This window comes from Leucobacter tardus, from assembly GCF_017583045.1.
GTDB lineage: Bacteria > Actinomycetota > Actinomycetes > Actinomycetales > Microbacteriaceae > Leucobacter > Leucobacter tardus.
Genome location: NZ_JAGFBF010000001.1, coordinates 165,360 through 183,526, shown reverse-complemented (window position 1 = coordinate 183,526; position 18,167 = coordinate 165,360). Strand labels below are relative to the sequence as shown.

Sequence of the window (18,167 nt, the reverse complement as noted above, 5' to 3'; positions counted from 1 at the left end):
GGCGTCTCCGCCGGCGTGACGGCTACTTGCGCACGACGAGCAGGCTCTCCGTCTCGGTGAACTCGGTCTCGATCTGCTCATCTCGACGGTACGTCGCGAGGCTCACGACGACCGCGGTCAGCGTCGCGAGGATGAAGCCGGGCAGCAGCTCGTACAGGTCGAAGAGTCCGCCTTCCAGGTTGCTCCAGACGAACACGGTGACCGCGCCGACGATCATCGCCGCGAGGGCACCCCAGTTCGTGAGCTTGCGCCAGTACAGGCTCAGGATCACGATCGGCCCGAAGGAGGCGCCGAAGCCTGCCCAGGCGAAGCTCACGAGACCCAGGATCGAGTCGTTGGGGTTCACCGCGAGCAGTGCGGCGACGAGTGCGACGCCCAGCACGCAGAGGCGACCGAGCAGCACGAGCGTCTTCTCGGCGGGCGGCGTCTTCTTCAGCACCTTGTAGAGGTCCTCGACGAGTGCCGAGGAGCACACGATGAGCTGGCTCGAGAAGGTGCTCATGATCGCCGCGAGCACGGCCGCGAGTACGAGGCCGGCGACCAGCGGGTGCAGGAGCGTCTGCGACATCAACAGGACGACGGTCTCGGGGTCGGCGAGATCGATGCCTTCGCGCGAGATGTAGGCGATTCCGACCAGACCCGACAGCACGGCACCCGTCAGCGAGACGATCTGCCAGGAGATGCCGATGCGACGGGCGCTCTTCGCCTCCTGCGGGGAGCGGAGCGCCATGAAGCGCACGATGATGTGCGGCTGGCCGAAGTAGCCGAGGCCCCAGGCGAGACCCGAGAGCACGCCGATCACGGTGACGGAGGTGAGCCCAGTGCCCCCGAAGACGTCGAAGTGGTTCGGTCCGAGCTCGCGCACGAGCGAGACGGCCTCGCCGACGCCACCGACGGCGACGACCGCGGCGACCGGCACGATGATGAGTGCGATCACCATCATGAGTCCCTGCACGACATCGGTGAGCGACGCACCGAGGAACCCGCCGAAGAGGGTGTACGCCAGCGTGACGACGGTGACGATGATCATGCCCCAGAGGTAGTCGCCGTTGAAGGAGCTCTGGAAGAACACCCCGCCGGCTACCATGCCCGACGAGACGTAGAGCGTGAAGAAGATGAGGATGATGATGCTCGAGACGACCCGCAGCAGGCGAGACTTGTCGCGCAGGCGGTTCTCGAAGTAGCTCGGGATCGTGATCGAGTTCTGCGCCACCTGCGTGTACGCACGCAGCCGCGGCGCCACGATGAGCCAGTTGAAATACGCGCCCAGGGTGAGGCCGACGGCGATCCACGCCTCGATCAGCCCGGCGAGGTAGATGGCGCCGGGAAGTCCCATGATGAGCCAGCCGGACATGTCCGAGGCTCCGGCGCTCAGCGCCGCGACCCACGGCGGCAGGTTTCGCCCGCCGAGCATGTAGTCCTCGTGGCTGGCCGTCCGGCGGTACGCCAGGTAGCCGATGAGGAGCATCGCGGCGAAATAGATTCCGAGCGCGATGAAGAGCCAGACTTGATTGGACATCAATGTCCCCTTTCTGAGGGTCCGTCAGGTGCTGTCCGGTGCCCCACAGGTGTGAGCGGCACCACTAGCGTGCCAGGAACGGCGAGGATTTCGGATTCCTCGGACCACGGGAATCGAAATCGAGTCTGTTTCGTGATGCGGGAGGGGTGGCGCTGCGGCCACCCCTCCCGAGTGTGCGTGCGTGTCTAGAGCACCCCCTCCGAGATGCGGCTCGGCGTGCCGAAGCGGTGCGCCGTGATCGAGACGGCCTGCTCGTGCAGGTGCGGCAGCATCTCCACGCGACCCGCCGAGACGACCTCTCCGCCGTAGACGGCGATGTCTGGCTTGCCGTTCGCGGCGCGGAACACCTGCGCGACCTGTTCGGCGCGGGAGTCGCCCGCGACGACGCGGATGCGCTCGCTCGCGTGCGGCCCGTCCTGCGCGGCCATCCGGGTGACGCGCTGCTTCCAGGCGTTCTCGTCCTCGAAGTGGACGGAGACGTGCGCAGTGCTGAGCGCCTCGAGCACCGGTTGCGGCAACGCGATGGGCGAGCTGACGGTCGGCGTCGCTCCGGCGGCGAGCCCCGCCGCGATCGCGCGCAGCGTGTGGTGCAGCGGCGCATCGGCGGCGATTCTGATGGTGACGGGAACGGCACGGTAGCGCAGCAGGTTCCGCTCGAGTCCGAGCTGCGACGCGTCACGTGCGATGCCGAACTCGTCGTCCCACGCGTGCGCATCCGAGCTCGCTGCGGCGCGCAGCCACTCGAGCTCGGCACCGCTCACGCCGGCCTGTTGCGCGGCGACCACGAGCGGGGCCGCGGCACGGCGCGGCGCTCGGAGCTCGCCGCGCACCGGCGCGTCGGTCCAGTCACCCAGACCGTGCAGGTAGTTGGGGCCCCCGGCCTTGGTGCCCGCTCCGATCGCCGACTTCTTCCAGCCGCCGAACGACTGGCGGCGCACGATAGCTCCGGTGATCCCGCGGTTGACGTACGCGTTGCCGGCCTCGATGCGCTCGAGCCAGTGGGCGATCTCGGTGCGATCGAGGGAGTGCAGCCCGCTGGTGAGGCCGTACTCGATCTCGTTGACGATGTCGATCGCTTCGTCGAGCGTCTTCGCCGTCATGATCCCGAGGATCGGGCCGAAGTACTCGGTGAGGTGGTACTCGGAGCCGCGGCGCACCCCGGCGCGCACGCCGGGCGTCCAGAGCTTCGGGGTTCCGTCGCGATCCACTGACAGCGGTCCGCCATCCGTGACCGGCTTCGGCCGGACAACCCACGATTCGCCCTCGCCGAGCGTGGTGAGACCGCGCAGGAGCTTGCCCGACGGTGCCGCGATGATCGGACCCATCTGGGTTTCGAGCTGGTCGGGGGTGCCGACCTTCAGCGACTCGACGGCGTCGATGAGCTGCCGACGGAAGCGCTTCGACGTGGCGACGGACCCGACGAGGATCACGAGCGACGCGGCCGAGCACTTCTGCCCCGCGTGACCGAAGGCCGATTGCGCCACATCCTTCGCGGCAAGGTCGAGATCGGCGTCGGGGGTGACGATGATGGCGTTCTTACCGCTCGTCTCGGCGAGGATCGGCAGATCCTTGCGCAGCTCGCGGAAGTTGACCGCCGTCTCGTACGCCCCGGTCAGGATCAGTCGGTCGACCCGCTCGTCCGCCACGAGCTTCGAGCCGAGCTCCCGACCCGCGAACTGCACGTACTGCAGCACGTCGCGCGGAACGCCGGCTTCCCAGAGCGCCTCGATCATGACGGCACCCGTGCGGGCGGATGCCGACGCCGGCTTGAAGATGACCGACGAGCCCGCGGCGAGCGCGGCGAGCGCGCCGCCCGCGGGAATCGCGGTCGGGAAGTTCCACGGCGGGATCACCGCGGTGAGCTTCTGCGGCTGGTAGGTGGCACCGTCGACCTGCGTCACGGCCTGGCCGAGCGCGGCGTAGTAGTGCGCGAAGTCGATCGCCTCGCTCACCTCCGGGTCGCCCTGGTCGAGGGTCTTGCCGCACTCCGAGCCCATGACCTCGAGCAGGTCGGCGCGACGCTCTTCGAGCTTCTCGCCGGCGCGGTGCAGAATGCGCGCCCGCTCGTCCGCCGAGAGCGCCTGCCACTCGTCGGCCGCCGCGATGCCGCGGGTGATGGCGGCCTCGAGTTCCTGCTCGTCCGTGATCCGCGAGGAGTCGACGAGGTCGGAGCCGAGCGTCGATCCGACCATGCGGTTCGCGATCTCGCGTCCCCAGGCACGGTTGCCCGGCAGATCCGGGTCCGTGTCCGGGGTGTTCGCGAAGGCGTCGTACCCGCCCTCGGTGAGGGCGGCGATGCGCGCCTCGGCGCCGTCGGCGTCGTACGCGCGGCGATCCTGATCGCGATTCGGCCGCGGCACGGAGTAGTGCTCGCGGTCGCCGTCCGCGGTGATGCCCGAGAGATCCTCGAGGGAGGCGAGGAAGCGCTCGCGCTCGCGCTCGAACAGTTCGGTGCTGTCGTTCAGTTCGAAGACCGCCGACATGAAGTTCTCCTGGCTGGCACCCTCCTCGAGACGACGAATGAGATAGGCGATCGCGACGTCGAACTCTTCGGGGTGCACGACGGGGGTGTAGAGGAGAAGCGAACCGACCTCGCGCTTCACGGCCTCGGCCTGGCCGGTGGCCATGCCGAGGAGCATCTCGACCTCGATGCCGCTCTCCGCCCCGCGAGCCTTCGCGAGCAGCCAGGCGAGGGCGATGTCGAAGAGGTTGTGACCGGCGACGCCGATACGGACGTTCTTCACACGTTCGGGAGCGAGCGCGAAGTCGAGCACGGCCTTGTAGCTGGTGTCGGAGTCCTGCTTCGACCCCCAGGTCGCGACCGGCCACCCGTGGATCGCGGCGTCGACCTGCTCCATCGGCAGGTTGGCGCCCTTGACGACCCGCACCTTGATCGGTGCGCCGCCGGCGGCGACCCGCTCGGCCGCCCAGTCCTGCAGATGGATCATCGCACCGAGCGCGTCGGGCAGGTACGCCTGCAGCACGATGCCCGCCTCGAGTTTCTGGAACTCGGGGCGGTCGAGGATGCGCGTGAAGACGGCGATCGTGAGGTCGAGGTCCTTGTACTCCTCCATGTCCAGGTTGATGAACTTCTGCGGGCTCGCCTGCGCGGCCTTCGCGAACAGCGGCACGAGCTGTTCCTCGATGTGGTCGACGGCCTCATCGAATGCCCAGTGGTTGTGCGGTGCGACGGTGGACGAGACCTTGATGGACACGTAGTCGACGTCGTCGCGGTCCAGCAGGCGGTGGGTGCCGGCGAGTCGTCGCTCAGCCTCGTGCTCGCCGAGGATCGCCTCGCCGAGCAGGTTGATGTTGAGCCTGACGTCGTCCTTCGTGATCTTCGCGATGGCCGGGCCGAGCTTCGAGTCGGTGGCGTCGATGATGAGGTGGCTCACCATCTGACGCAGCACCTTCCGGGCGATCGGCACGACGACCTGCGGCAGCGGCCGGGCGAACGCTCCGCCGAGCCCGATGGCGCCGCGGAGCGGACCGGCCAGGAACTTCGGCGTGAGCGGGACCAGCTCGTTCAGCTTCTTCGCCGCCGCCTTCAGGTCCTCCGGGCGCACGACGCCGTCGACGAACCCGACGGTGAAATCGAGTCCGTTCGGGTCGCGCAGCACGCCGGCGAGGCGCTCGGCCGACGCGTCGGCGGGGATTTCTGCTGCCTCCGCCAGCCAGCGGCGCACCAGGGCGATCGCGTCGTCCGCGAGGTCTTGCGGGCGGATGTGGGTGGCAGTGGGGACAACGGTGCTCACGAGGGCCTCTCAAGCGTTGATACAGGGAATCACCCCAGTGTGGAACCTGCAAACCCTCAAGTAAAGTAACCGATACTGCCGACTAAGATGAAGATGAACTACACGATCGGGAGGAGTCTGCGTGCTCGAGATGCGTCGTCTGCGGCTGCTCTGGGAACTCGACGCACGCGGCACCGTCGCGGCGGTCGCGGAGGCGCTCAACTACACGCCATCCGCCGTGTCCCAGCAGCTCGGTCAGCTCGAGCGCGAAGCGGGGGTACCGCTCTTCCGGAAAGTCGGTCGCACGCTCGAGCTCACCCCGGCCGCCGCTGGGCTCGTGGCCGAGACCGCCGAGCTGCTCGCCGGTCTCGAGCGCGCCGAAGCCGCGTTGCACCGCGAGCACTCCGAGTTGTCGGGATCGATGCGGATCGCCGTCTTCCAGACCGCAGTCCTCGCGATCATGCCGCGAGCGCTGCGGATGCTCCGCGACGCCTACCCGGCGCTGCGGGTGGAGATGGTGCAGTACGAGCCGGAGACTGCGCTGCGCGAGACGTGGGCCCGCTCCTTCGACCTGGTGGTGGCCGAGCAGTACCCGCACCACGCGGCCGCGCACTTCGGCGGCCTCGACCGCAAGATCCTGACGACCGATCCGATCAGGCTCGCCGTCCCGCGGCACGGCACCGTGGGAGCGGAGTTCGACCGGGTGACCCGCATCGAGGAGGCGGCGGGGCTCCCGTGGGTCATGGAGCCGCGGGGAGCCGCGTCGCGTCATTTCGCCGAGCAGGCCTGCCGGAACGCCGGTTTCGAACCCGATGTGCGGTTCGAGACCGCCGACCTGCAGGCGCACGTGCGCCTGATCGAGTCGGGCAACGCCGTCGCGATCCTGCCGGGGCTCGTGCACGCCGGCGAGCACCCGCGGGTGCGGCTCATCGACCTCGCGGATCGACCCTTCCGCGCGCTGTTCACAGCGGCCAGGGAATCGAGCGGGGGGCACCCCGCGTTGGCCGCCGTGCGCAGTGTGCTCGAGGCCGTCGCCGCCGACCTCGAGGCGTGGGCGGAGTCCGTCGCCGTCGAGTAGGGCAGAATAGCGCCATGGCTCGTGTGACTGCGCTGTTCCGCTACCCGGTGAAGGGGTTCACCCCCGAGAAGCTTCCGACGCTCGAGGTGCAGGATGACGGGCGGATCAGGGGCGACCGAACGCTGGCGTTCCGCTTCGCCGATGCCGCCGAGCCCGAGGACCGCGACGGCCTCGACTACTGGCCGAAATCGCAGGGCCTCGCGCTGCAGGACTTCCCGGCACTCGCCGAACTGCGACTCGCCTACGACGATGAAGCGCAGCGCATCTCCATCCGCCGAGGTGCAGACACGCTCGTCGAGGCGGGCCTCGACGCCTGCGGGCGCGCCGAGCTCGTCGACGCCGTCACCGCTTTCGTGCGCGACTCGGCTCAGGCGCGGCGCGTCGAGAAGCCGGGACGACTGCCGCTCGCGCTCGTCGGCGACGGTGAGACTTCGCGGTTTCAGGACGACCCGCGCGGATACGTGTCCCTGCACAGCGCCGCGAGCGTCGACGCGCTCGCGGAGGCGATCGGCGACGAGCTCGACGATCGTCGCTTCCGGTCCAATGTGGTCGTCGACGGATGCTCGGCCTGGGAGGAGCTCGGCTGGGAGCCCGGACAGGAGATCCGGATCGGAGACGTGCGCTTCCGGGCCGACATCGACATCGTCCGCTGCCTCGCCATCCACGCCGATCCGGATACCGGTGAGCGGAACGCTCCCGTGCTCACGACGCTGACGCGACGGCTCGGTCAGCAGGAGCCGACGCTCGGCCGCATGCTCCTGGTCGCCGAACGCGGCGGAACGATCCGCGTGGGGGATACGGTCAGCGTGATCTGAGTGAATCCGCAGGCAAAACCGCGTAACGTGAAACTCAGCGCGGCCGGGAACGCCGGTCGTGGGAAGGAGCCAGACTCGCGATGAAGGTCATCAGCTACAACCTGCGAAAGAACCGCGCCGTTACGGAGATCGGGGCGCTCGCCGACGATCACGATGTCGATGTGCTCTGCCTGCAAGAAGCCGAGGCGGTCTCGCTACCGAGTCGACTCGGTCATCTCCGTCTGCTGCACGCCACCGAGAAGAACCGTCTCGGCCTCGCGATGTACGTGCGCGAGGACCGATTCCATGCCCGGACGGCGCACACGTTCCAGCTCAAGAAGTCCCTGCACGACCGCCTGCTCGCCCCGGCGCACGAGCGCTTGCTCGGCGCGAGGATCCATGATGCCGAACTGGAGCGCGACATCATCGTCGCGTCGTTCCACGCGGCGCCGCTGACCGCGCTGAACTCGCTGCGGCGCCATCAGATCCACGCGGCGCTCGCCGAGCTGAAGCTGCTCGGACCGGGGCTGCCGGCGCTCATGGTCGGCGACTACAACTACCCGGTCTACCAGTCGCGCCTCGGTCGGGAGATGCGCGAGACCGGGTACGACCTCTCGCTCAGCGACAAGCGCACGTACACCCGTTACAAGATGTTCCGCGGGCACTTCGACTTCGCGACCTCCGTCGGGCTCGACATCGGCAGCGTCCGCACTCTCGACCGGGGCAGCTCCGATCACCTGCCGATTCTCGTGTCGGCCGAGCTGCGCGGTGAGACGGTCCCCGAGGAGCCCGTCGCGGCGCTCGCCTGACTCGCTAGGCTCCCGGCGCTGCGTCGCGGTCGGCGGCGGAGTCTCCCGACTCGGTCTGACCGTCCGAGCGTCTGCCGCCCGCGGTTCCGCAGCGGTGCATCGGCCACGCCCGGCGCTCGCCCTCGTGCGCGGTGCCGTTGAAGCGGTGCAGGGCTGAGCGCAGCTGCTCGAGATCCGAGTCGCTCCACCCGGTGAACTGCTCCTGGTAGGCGTGCGCGATCCGGCCGCGGATGTCGTCGAGCGTGTGCGTCGCCTCGGGACTCACGGAGAGGCGCGTCACGCGACGATCCTCCGCAGAAGGTTCGGCATCGATGAGCCCGAGCTGGCGGAGCTTCGAGACCTGGCGGCTGACGACGGCCTTGTCCATATCGAGTATCTGGGTGAGGGCGGTCGCGGTGATCGGTCCCTTCCGCAGAATGGTCTGCAGCACCATCATGCCCACACCCTTGAGGTCGGGGTGCACCTCTTCCGCGTACCAGGCCCACCGGGTACGTGCGAAGGCGAAGACCTCGGAGAACTCGGCGATGATCTCGCTGATGGTGTGGTCGGCGTCGCCGCCGGGTGCCGCGATCGCATCGGCGGCACCCGGCTCACGTTCACCCATGTGTTTCATCGTAGCGGCGGCCGCGACCCGCTCCTGACGTGCGCGACCCGTCGTGCTCGGCGGGATCCACGACGGGAATGGTGCCCGTGCTCACCTCGAGGAGTTCGGCGGCCTGGCTCTCGACCTCGTTGCGCTCCTCCGACATCCGCTCAGCGTTCGTCTTCGTGCTGAGCGGCAGGTTCGGCAGGAAGGCGATCGCGATGAGCGCCACGACGGCGAGCGGCGAGACCGACAGGAAGACGTGGCCGATCGCCTCACCGTAGGCCGATTCCACGACCGTGCGCAGCGGTGCGGAGAGTTCGGCGATCTTCGGGATCGCGCCGCCCTGCAGCGCATCGGCCCCCGCGAGCGCGGCGGGGTTCGACTCGGCGAGCTTCGTCATGCCGTCGGTGATGAGGGTCTCCACCTCGTGAGCGAGGATGGTGCCCATGACCGACATGCCGGCACTGCCGCCGAGGGTGCGGAAGAACGTGACACCGGCGCTCGCGGCGCCCAGCTGGTTCGGCGCCACCGTGTTCTGCACCACCAGCACGAGGTTCTGCATCGTCATGCCGACGCCGCAGCCGAGCACGAACATCGAGACCTCGGCGATCCAGTACGGGGTGTCGTAGCGCAGCTGCCCCATGAGCAGCAGGCCGACGACCAGCAGCACCGATCCGACGACCATGTAGCTCTTCCACTTGCCGCGGCGGCTGATGAGCTGCCCGACGATGGTGGAGGACCCGAGGACGCCGAGCATCATCGGGAGGGTGAGCAGGCTCGACTCGATAACGGAGCGACCTCGCGCGAGCTGCATGTACTGGCTGAGGTAGACCACGGTCGCGAACATCACCATACCGACCGCGATGCTGGCGATCACGGACAGCGTGAACGTGCGGTTCTTGAAGAGCGTGAGGGGGATCAGGGGCTCTTGGGCCTTCAGCTCGACGAGGATCGCGACGAGGAGTGCGCCCACGCCCACGCCGACCATGAGGCCGGTCTGCCACGACCACCAGTCGAAGTCGGTTCCGGCGAGGGTGACCCAGATGAGCAGGCTCGAGAAGCCGACGGAGATGAACGAGGCGCCGGCGTAGTCGATCTTGACCTTCTGCTTCTCGGTGTGCAGATGCAGGGTGTACTGGAGCATCACGATCGCGACGATCGCGATCGGCACGGCGACGTAGAAGTTGTAGCGCCAGCCGATGGTGTCGGTGAGCAGTCCGCCGACGAGCGGGCCCGCCACGGTAGCGACGGCCATCACGGCGCCGATGATGCCCATGTACTTGCCGCGCTCTCGCGGGCTGACGATCTCGGCGAGGACGATCTGGCCGAGCGCGCCCATGCCGCCGGCACCGAGGCCCTGGAACACGCGGCAGGCGATGAGCCACGACGGATCCTGGGCCATACCGGCGACGATGGAGCCGACCGTGAAGATCACGAGCGACGTCTGTACGAGCACCTTCTTGCTCGTGAGGTCGGCGAGCTTGCCCCAGATCGGCGTGGAGATCGCGGAGGCGAGCGTGGTGGCCATGATCACCCAGGTGAACGAGGCCTGCGAACCGCCGATGTCGGCGATGATGATCGGCATCGAGGTACCGACGACGTTCATGGCGATCATCGTCACGAACATGCTGAGGAACAGGCCGGCGAGCGCGAGGTTTTTCGCGCGGCCGACGAGGAGGCCGCTGGGCGCGGCGTTCACGGAAGATGCGGTCATCTGCGGGTGGGATCCTTCGGGGGACGGGGTGGGGCGGCGCAGGAATGAGCGCGGCGCCGCGAATCGTTGACGAAGATCAACTATAGGTGATTGGTTGACGCGAATCAACTTTCTGTGTGCTTGCTCAGGATCCGTCTCGCCGCACCCGCAGCCATGCGGCAGAATGGGGGTGTCCAGGCGGGCGCACCACGAGAGGCGGAGCATGACGGAGACCGGTGTCATCAAGGTTGGCGTGATCGGCGGCGGGCAGCTGGCCCGCATGATGGTGCCTCCGGCGATCCACCTCGGACTGCGTATCAGCGTGCTCGCCGAGTCGGAGGGTATGAGCGCGGCACGGGCCGCCGACGCCGTGGGTGACTACCGCGACCCCGAAACGGTCTACGCGTTCGCCGAGAACGTCGACGTCATCACCTTCGACCACGAGCACGTGCCCGGCGAGATCCTCCGCGAGCTCGAGCGGCGCGGCACTGCTGTGCACCCGCGACCCGACGCGCTGCAGTACGCGCAGGACAAGATCCTGATGCGCGAGAAGCTCGCCGAGCTCGGCGTACCGATCCCGGCGTGGCGCGCCGTCGCCGACGAAGCCGACCTCGACGACTTCATCGCGCAGCACGGCGGCCGCGCGGTCGTGAAGACCGCGCGCGGCGGGTACGACGGCAAGGGCGTCCGGGTCGTGTCCGCGGCCGACGAGGTGCGCGACTGGTTCACGGCGCTCGCCGAAGACGGCCGCGGCGGGCAGATGCTCGTCGAAGAGCTCGTCGATTTCACCCGCGAACTCTCGCAGCTCGTGGCTCGACGCCCGTCGGGTGACTCGCGCACCTGGCCCGTCGTGGAGACGATCCAGCGCGACGGCGTCTGCGCCGAAGTGCTCGCGCCCGCCCCGGTCGCCGACCCGGCCACGCTCGACGAGGCCGCGCGCATCGGTGCGGCGGTCGCCGACGGAGTCGGAGTCACTGGCGTGCTCGCCGTCGAGATGTTCGAGACGAGCGACGGGCGCGTGCTCGTGAACGAGCTCGCCATGCGACCGCACAACTCCGGGCACTTCTCGATCGAGGGATCCGTGACGAGCCAGTTCGAGCAGCATCTGCGCGCCGTCACCGACCTGCCGCTCGGCGACACCTCCATGGCGGCCCCCGCCGTCGTGATGATGAACGTGCTCGGCGGCCCCGAGGAGGGTCCGATGCCGGTGCGGTACGCCGAAGTGCTCGCGGCGCACCCGCGCGCCAAGGTGCACAGCTACGACAAGCAGTCCCGGCCGGGGCGCAAGGTCGGGCACGTGACGGTGACCGGCGACGACCTCGCCGAGGTGCGCGCGGAGGCCGCCGCTGCTGCCGCGAAGTTCGACTGAGCGCTGCCCGCTCGGCACGAGCGGACGGTGACGAGGTGACGGTCAGGCAGTGACCGTCACGAGCACCCGCTGCCAACCGCTCGACCCGTCGGGGGCGATCGGTGCGCGCTCCTCGATCTGGGTCTCGCCGTTCTTGTTGATGGCCCGCACCTCGACGTAATGGGTTCCGGCGGTGGCCTCCCACGGCATCATCCACTGCACCCACGTGTCGGAGTTGATGGGATTCGAGAGGGTGGCGGACTGCCAGTCGCCGTCGTCGATCCGCACCTCGACGCGATCGATGCCGACGGTCTGGGCCCACGCGACGCCCGCAATAGGGACGGTGCCCGCCGCGACCGACTTTCCGGTACGAGGCGTGTCGACGCGCGAGGCGAACTTGATGGGCGCCTGCGCGGCGTAGCCGCGAGGCGTCCAGTACGCCTCGTCCGCGTCGAACGTCGTGACCTTCAGCTCGGTGACCCACTTGGTCGCCGAGACGTAGCCGTAGAGGCCGGGCACGACCATGCGCACGGGGAAGCCGTGCTCGAGGGGCAGCGGCTCGCCGTTCATCGCGACAGCGAAGATCGCGTCGAGCCCGTCATCGGTGAGCGACTCGAGCGGGGTGGATGCCGTGTAGCCGTCGACGCTGCGCGACAGCACCATGTCGGCTCCGGCTTGAGTCCCGGCCATCTTCAAGATGTCGCGGATGGGGACGCCCTGCCAGATCGCGCTGCCGACGAGCCCGCCACCGACCTCGTTCGACACGCACGTCAGCGTGATCGAATACTCGTCGAGCCCCATCTCGACGAGGTCGTCGAAACTCAGCTCCACCCGCTCGCGGACCATTCCGTCGATCACGAGCCGCCACGTGGAGGGGTCGACCGCGGGCACCGTCAAAGCCGTGTCGACGCGGTAGAAGTCGGAGTTGGGGGTGATGAGCGGCGACAGGCCATCGACATCGAGCTCGGCGCCGTTGGGGATCGTGACAGTCGTCCGCGGCTCAGGCAGCCGCAGCTCGCGGCGGGCGGCGTCGATGGAGGCGCTCGTGGCGTTGAGCATGCGAGACCCGATGCCGACCACCACGGCCGCCAATCCCACAGCGCCAGTGGCGATCAGGAACGACCGGCGGCCGACCTGGCCTGCTGCGGGTGTCTCGGCGTCGGGCGACTCGATCCGAGACGTGGAACCCGCGACCACCTCACCCGACCACACGCGCAGCCGGGTGATGAGCAGCACGAGCACGGCGCAGCCGACGAGGGTTCCCAGGACCGGCGGGGCGGCGGCGAGCACCGAGGCACCGGCACGGGTGACGACCGCGGCGGTCGAGAGCGCTCCGGCGACGGCGATGACGACGAGTCCGAACGGGCGCGCGAAGAACTGCAGGATTCCGCCGATCGCGGCGGCGATGGTGACCGCCAGGCCGAGACTGCAGAGCAGCACGACCTTATCGGCTTCACCGAAGGTCGCGATCGCGAACTCTTTGATCGGTTGCGGCACGATGTCGATCACGAACGACCCGACCGCGAGGATCGGGCTGCTCTCGGGGGCGACGAGCAGAGCGACGAGTTCGGCGACGGCGAGGAACGCCGCGGCGCTCACGATGCCGGCGAGCGCGCTCCACAGGGCCCAGACCCAGCGACGATGCTTCGACTGGGTCGCTGGTGCGGTCGATTTCGCCATCGTCGTCGCCTCTCGATCGGCAGATCATTTTTTACCGTACATAGTATGTTCGTCGCCGAGCGCGCAACGGATGGGATTTCCGCCACGCACGCTCTCCTGAGATCGCACCGACCAGGCACGAGGTGACGTTGCGCGGTCCACCCTCGCGCTGACAGCACCTTTTCGGCATCGGATGTCGATCGGGCTACGGGGACTCAGGCGAGGTTCCGCGGCGACGCAAGGTGCGTCCGAGGAGTTCTCTGAGGCGCTCAACCCTCCGGTTCGGGAAGGACGAGCGAGTCCTCGGTCAGCGGGGAGGACACCGCGAGTGCAGGATCGAACTCGATCACTGGCGCGCCTGTTGCATCGCACGCCCCACTGCCACCGACGATGTCGAAGAGCATCAGCTCGTCACCATCGCAGGAGAGGAGGTATGAAACGCGCTGACCATACGTCAGATCCAACTTCGGCTCATGGTCGGACGTCGCGAACCACTCTCCCGATGCGAGGCAACCGTCGACCTGCACGCCGCCACTCCCGAGCTTGGGGCGGTACGCATCGTCCGGCTCGCCGACCTCGTGTGGCAGCCACACGGCCGGACCGATCGGCACCCGCACCGCGTCATACCCGATCTGCGACTGCAGGCCGCGCAGAACGGCGTTTCGATAGCCCGGTTCGACGGTACGAACGAATGCAGGGAGCGTGAAGTCACCAGTGGCGCGCGCAAGAGCAACACCCAGATCACCACGGCGCGCAGCCTGCACTGCAGGATCTGCTTCGAGCGGTGACGTGCCCTCCGAGACGACTCGCGTCGACGGTGGAGCCACCTCCTCCCGACCCGCATCTGCGGGTGAGCATGCCGCGAGAGTGAGAAGAACTCCGAGACTCGAGCCAGCGCTGATCAGCATCTTCATCACGGCGCCGGGTCGACTCGTCCACAGCGGTACTGCATTCATCGCATGGCTCACGTCACGGGCTCACGATCGAAACTGAATCCCACAAGCCGCTTCCCACCGTCTCCCGCACAGAAGTCACGTTACCCGAGAGCCAGCCACACCGAGGAGTGTCGAACCGCCGACTGCAATGGGTCAGCCGGAATCGGTCGTTCTCGCTGTACTCGCGAAGGAGCGAGCGACACTCTCGAGATGTCGTGGATCTCGGTCAACCGAAGCCGTCAACCGAAACCCCTCTGACCCGAAACCCGCGATGTATTCGGTCCCGATTGATCTGGGAGGGTGTTAGGTGCTCATCAACTGGTCGCCGAGTATCGCTCGGCATCAGCGCGACATGCGCACCCTGAAGGCCACCAGGTGTGGCGCAGAGCGCTCTCCTGCCGCATACTGATGAGGCCGTGTTCGACTCGAGGCGGCGATTCCTCGTCGATCACGATGCTTCACGGAAGAACGCATGCTCAACTCTGCCGATCGCTCTGCCTCCACCTGGCAGCGACTTCTGTCCCTCTCGACCGCAGCGGTCCTGCTGCTCACCGCCCTCGCCGTCGGAGGGACCGCGCCGGCCGCAGCTGATGACAATACGGCCGTGAACGCGGCCGAGTCGCTGACGGAATCGGCGCCGACCCAGCGAGAGGCCCGGGACGACCGTGCCGTTGAAAGCGGTCAGGATCCGCGGATCACCGCCGAGCCGAAGCCCGAGGCTGGCCCGGAGCCGGAGCCGGAGCCGGAGACGGAGCCCGAGCCGCAGCCCCAGCAGCCGCAGCCCGAGCCCGAAGCGCTCGAGTTCACCGTCACCGTGACCGGGACGGCTCGTTTCGGAGCGACGCTCACGGCGTCCACCAGCGGGACCACGGAAACCGACCGCCTCACGTATCAGTGGTTGCGCGGCAGCGCGCCGATCGCCGGCGCGACCCGCGCCACCTACGTGCCGCAGGTCGCCGATGTGGGTCAGCGGCTGCAGGTGCGCGTGTCGGGCGTTCGCGGCGCGGACACGGTGGTGCGCACGTCGTCGGCGACGGCTCCGGTGGTGACGATCCCGCTCACGGCGACGAAGCCGGCGATCAACGGGTCTGCCATCGTCGGTTCGACGCTGACCGCGAAGCCGGGCACCTGGACCGTCTCGGGGGTGAAGTTCTCGTACCAGTGGTACCGGAACGGCGCTGCGATCCGGGGTGCGACGCAGGCGACGATGAAGCTCGGTGCCGCCGATGCCGGGCGAGCGATCTCCGTCCGGGTGACCGGCACGAAGCCGGGATACACCGCGGCCGCGTCGACCTCCGCGAAGACCGCGCAGGTGCTGCGCACGTTCTCGGCGTCACCGCCGAAGATCGGGGGGACCGTCAAGGTCGGTTCCACCGTGTCGGCGACCGTCGGCACCTGGAAGCCGAAGGCATCGAAGGTGACCTATCAGTGGAACCGCAACGGCTCGGCCATTCGAGGTGCGACGCAGGCGAAGTACCGGATCACCTCGGCCGATGCGGGCCGCAAGCTCACGGTCGCGGTGCGCGGCACGAAGCCGGGGTACGCAGCGGCGGCGAAGACGTCGGCAGCGAAATCGGTGCCCCGGGTGCTGCAGGCGGGCACGGCGACGGTCTCGGGACCGGCGAAGGTCGGGTCCACGCTGCGCGCCGGCGCCGGCGCATGGGGCCCGAAGCCCGTGACGCTGAAGTACCAGTGGAAGCGCAGCGGGAAGAACATCTCGGGTGCGACGAAGTCGACGTACCGTGTCGCGGCGGGCGATCGAGGCCATCGCATCTCCGTGACCGTGACTGGATCGAAGTCGGGATACACCACCGCGTCGCGCACGTCGGGCCAGACCGGCAAGGTGACGTACCCGAACCGCACCGCACCCTCGTCGTCGTGGAACTGCCCGGCCTGGGCGCCGATCAAGGGCAACGCCAGCTCGATGATCTACCACGTACCGGGCGGCGCCTACTACTCGCGCACCAAGCCCGAGGAGTGCTTCACGACCGAGAGCGCCGCTCGTCAGGCCGGCTACCGGGCATCGAAGCGCTGAGTATCGCGCCCGCGCGACGCATCGCATCACGCCGCGCCGCGCCGCGCTACGCTGGGGGCATGGCAGACCGCACCTCAGCGCCCCTCGTCGGCGTGATCATGGGTTCCGATTCCGACTTCTCGGTGATGAGTGATGCCGTGCAGGTGCTGCGCGAATTCGGTATTCCGCACGAGACGGAGGTCGTCAGCGCGCACCGCACGCCCGACAAGATGGTGCGGTACGCCCGTGACGCGGCGGACCGGGGCCTGCGGGTCATCATCGCGGGAGCGGGCGGTGCCGCGCACCTGCCCGGCATGGTCGCGTCGATGACGACGCTGCCCGTCATCGGCGTGCCGGTGCCGCTCGCGAAGCTCGACGGACTCGATTCGCTGCTCTCCATCGTGCAGATGCCCGGCGGCATCCCGGTCGCGACGGTGTCGATCGGCGGCGCGAAGAACGCCGGGTTGCTCGCCGCGCGCATTCTCGGGTCTCACGACGCCGAGGTCGCGGCGCAGTTGGACCGCTACGCCGCGGATCTCGAGGCGGCGGTCGAGCAGAAGAATACCGCTTTGCAGGAGCGGCTCGCCGCCGATTGACGCGCTCCGCGGATCGCTCGGCGGAGCGCTCCGCACGATCCGCTCAGAGATTCGCGTGCAGCTCCCAGAGGCTCCACGCCGTCCCGATCCAGCTGAAGGTGCGGCTGCGGTCCTCGGCGTACACGGAGAGACGCTCGAGTTCTGCAGGGTCGCCGATGAGCCGTGAGAACTCCGAGGCGAATGCCGTCTCGGTCTCAGCGCTCGTCCCGCCGTCGAGCACGAGCTCGGCGACGGCCTCGGCGCCGCCGTGCAGCGTCGGCACCCCGGCGGCCAGCGCGGCGAGCAGCGTGTAGCCACTGCCGGCGACCGACTGCGGCTGCAGCAGCAACTCGGCTGACGAGAGCGTCGCACCGATGTCGGCGAGGTCGTTCGGTGCGATGACCGTGACGCGGTCGCGCAGATCGGCGGGCACGGATGTCCAGGAACTCGCCGCGTGAGCCGTGCCGGATCCACCGTCCGCGGGTCCGATCGGTTCGGTCGTCTCTTCGACGGTCGTGGAGGCGCGCTCGCCGACGGTGGTCTCGCCGGAGGCGGAGCCGACGGCGGCACTCGACGCCCCCGCGGTTGCGGCGGCCGATGGGCTCGACCCGGTGGCGGCGGTTGACGCGCTCTGCTGTTCGCTCTTCGATGCGGCCGCGCGCGACTTCCGAGCGGAATCGGCCACGGTCGGGTCGAGCCCGGGCACGATGACGAGGTGCGGGATCGAACGATCGGCGCGCATGGCGGTGAAGATCCACTCGAGTCTGCCGTGCTCCGTGGCGGACGCGGTGGTCACGGCGTAGCGCTCGGGCAGGCCGAGCGCGCTCCGACGTTCGGCCGCGTCACTCGGGCGCAACAGCTCGGTCGGGGGTGCGAGCGGTATCACCTGCACGGGAAGCGCATCGCCGTAGTACTCGTGCAGCAGCGCTGCGACCGCGTATGTCGGCGTCACGAGCACATCAGCGTACTTCACTGCGCGGCGCACGAACGAGCGGTAGAGGCGCGCCTGCGACGAACCGAGCAGGTGCGGCGCCTCCCACGCGAGGGTGTGCGGCACCGTGACCGAGGTCTGCGTTCCGTCATCAGCCGGGCGCGAGCGCAACGGCATCATGGGGGTGAGGGCGTGCACGAGTTCGCCGTCGAGGGGACGCGCCGCTGCTCCGCTCTGCCAGAGCACGGGCAGCATGCCGGCAGCGAGGGGAAGCGCGTCGACGTGGGTCTTCGGCGAGGCGAACCGCGGTTGGGGCTTGCCTTTCGCGACGAGCAGCCGTGTCGAGCAGGCGCGAGGCGCGGTGCTCGCCAGCGCCGCGATCAAGTCGGCGGCCGCAGCCCGTTGCAGCTCTGATTCCCAGTCGGGAAAGGGTTCTCCCAGTACGGTGAGCGTGGTCATAGTCCCCCTCTCACACACCCCATCATCGGCTCC

Annotated in this window: 13 protein-coding genes; 6 read left to right on the top strand and 7 right to left on the bottom strand. The window is 68.7% G+C overall.

Annotated elements, in window-relative coordinates; genetic code table 11:
• Positions 1 to 22: 22 nt before the first annotated feature.
• Both putP and J4H85_RS00785 read right to left on the bottom strand, forming a co-directional pair.
• The gene (gene putP / locus J4H85_RS00790; protein WP_208235967.1) at positions 23 to 1,519 is read right to left on the bottom strand and encodes a sodium/proline symporter PutP; all 1,497 of its coding nucleotides are present in this window, start codon (positions 1,517 to 1,519) and stop codon (positions 23 to 25) included.
• 185 nt (positions 1,520 to 1,704) lie between these two features.
• Positions 1,705 to 5,274, bottom strand: a complete 3,570-nt coding sequence (locus J4H85_RS00785) for a proline dehydrogenase family protein (RefSeq protein ID WP_208235965.1) — start codon at positions 5,272 to 5,274, stop codon at positions 1,705 to 1,707.
• A gap of 121 nt (positions 5,275 to 5,395) precedes the next feature.
• On the opposite strand from J4H85_RS00785, the gene J4H85_RS00780 reads away from it, so the two are divergent.
• The 3 genes from J4H85_RS00780 to J4H85_RS00770 all read left to right on the top strand — a co-directional run bounded on the left by J4H85_RS00780 (position 5,396) and on the right by J4H85_RS00770 (position 7,934).
• Entirely contained in the window at positions 5,396 to 6,331 is a 936-nt protein-coding gene (locus J4H85_RS00780; protein ID WP_208235963.1) for a LysR family transcriptional regulator, read from the top strand.
• Positions 6,332 to 6,345: 14 nt separating this feature from the next.
• Positions 6,346 to 7,146, top strand: a complete 801-nt coding sequence (locus J4H85_RS00775) for an MOSC domain-containing protein (protein WP_208235961.1) — start codon at positions 6,346 to 6,348, stop codon at positions 7,144 to 7,146.
• Between the two features lie 80 nt (positions 7,147 to 7,226).
• Entirely contained in the window at positions 7,227 to 7,934 is a 708-nt protein-coding gene (locus tag J4H85_RS00770) for an endonuclease/exonuclease/phosphatase family protein (RefSeq protein ID WP_208235959.1), read from the top strand.
• A 4-nt stretch (positions 7,935 to 7,938) separates the two neighbouring features.
• On the opposite strand, the gene J4H85_RS00765 is transcribed toward J4H85_RS00770, so the two are convergent.
• Both J4H85_RS00765 and J4H85_RS00760 read right to left on the bottom strand, forming a co-directional pair.
• A complete protein-coding gene (locus tag J4H85_RS00765; protein ID WP_208235957.1) occupies positions 7,939 to 8,538 on the bottom strand; it encodes a MarR family winged helix-turn-helix transcriptional regulator in 600 nt (199 codons plus the stop codon).
• Complete coding sequence (locus J4H85_RS00760) at positions 8,531 to 10,234, bottom strand: DHA2 family efflux MFS transporter permease subunit (protein ID WP_208235954.1); 1,704 nt, start codon at positions 10,232 to 10,234, stop codon at positions 8,531 to 8,533. The genes J4H85_RS00765 and J4H85_RS00760 overlap by 8 nt, the downstream gene beginning before the upstream one ends.
• 202 nt (positions 10,235 to 10,436) lie before the next feature.
• Here J4H85_RS00760 and J4H85_RS00755 point away from each other — a divergent pair, with 202 nt between their 5' ends.
• Positions 10,437 to 11,582 (top strand): 5-(carboxyamino)imidazole ribonucleotide synthase, encoded by a 1,146-nt coding sequence (locus J4H85_RS00755; protein ID WP_208235952.1) that lies wholly within the window; start codon positions 10,437 to 10,439, stop codon positions 11,580 to 11,582.
• Between the two features lie 42 nt (positions 11,583 to 11,624).
• Here the strand turns inward: J4H85_RS00755 and J4H85_RS00750 are convergent, their stop codons facing one another.
• Positions 11,625 to 13,241, bottom strand: coding sequence for a molybdopterin-dependent oxidoreductase (locus tag J4H85_RS00750; RefSeq protein ID WP_208235950.1), 1,617 nt, complete (start codon positions 13,239 to 13,241; stop codon positions 11,625 to 11,627).
• 248 nt (positions 13,242 to 13,489) lie between these two features.
• Entirely contained in the window at positions 13,490 to 13,984 is a 495-nt protein-coding gene (locus J4H85_RS00745) for a hypothetical protein (protein ID WP_208235948.1), read from the bottom strand.
• A 643-nt stretch (positions 13,985 to 14,627) separates the two neighbouring features.
• Here J4H85_RS00745 and J4H85_RS00740 point away from each other — a divergent pair.
• Both J4H85_RS00740 and purE read left to right on the top strand, forming a co-directional pair.
• A complete protein-coding gene (locus J4H85_RS00740) occupies positions 14,628 to 16,190 on the top strand; it encodes a sunset domain-containing protein (RefSeq protein ID WP_208235946.1) in 1,563 nt (520 codons plus the stop codon).
• Between the two features lie 59 nt (positions 16,191 to 16,249).
• Positions 16,250 to 16,765 (top strand): 5-(carboxyamino)imidazole ribonucleotide mutase, encoded by a 516-nt coding sequence (gene purE / locus J4H85_RS00735; RefSeq protein WP_208235944.1) that lies wholly within the window; start codon positions 16,250 to 16,252, stop codon positions 16,763 to 16,765.
• 43 nt (positions 16,766 to 16,808) lie between these two features.
• Here the strand turns inward: purE and J4H85_RS00730 are convergent, their stop codons facing one another.
• Positions 16,809 to 18,134, bottom strand: coding sequence for a glycosyltransferase family protein (locus J4H85_RS00730; RefSeq protein WP_208235942.1), 1,326 nt, complete (start codon positions 18,132 to 18,134; stop codon positions 16,809 to 16,811).
• Between the last annotated feature and the right edge of the window lie 33 nt (positions 18,135 to 18,167).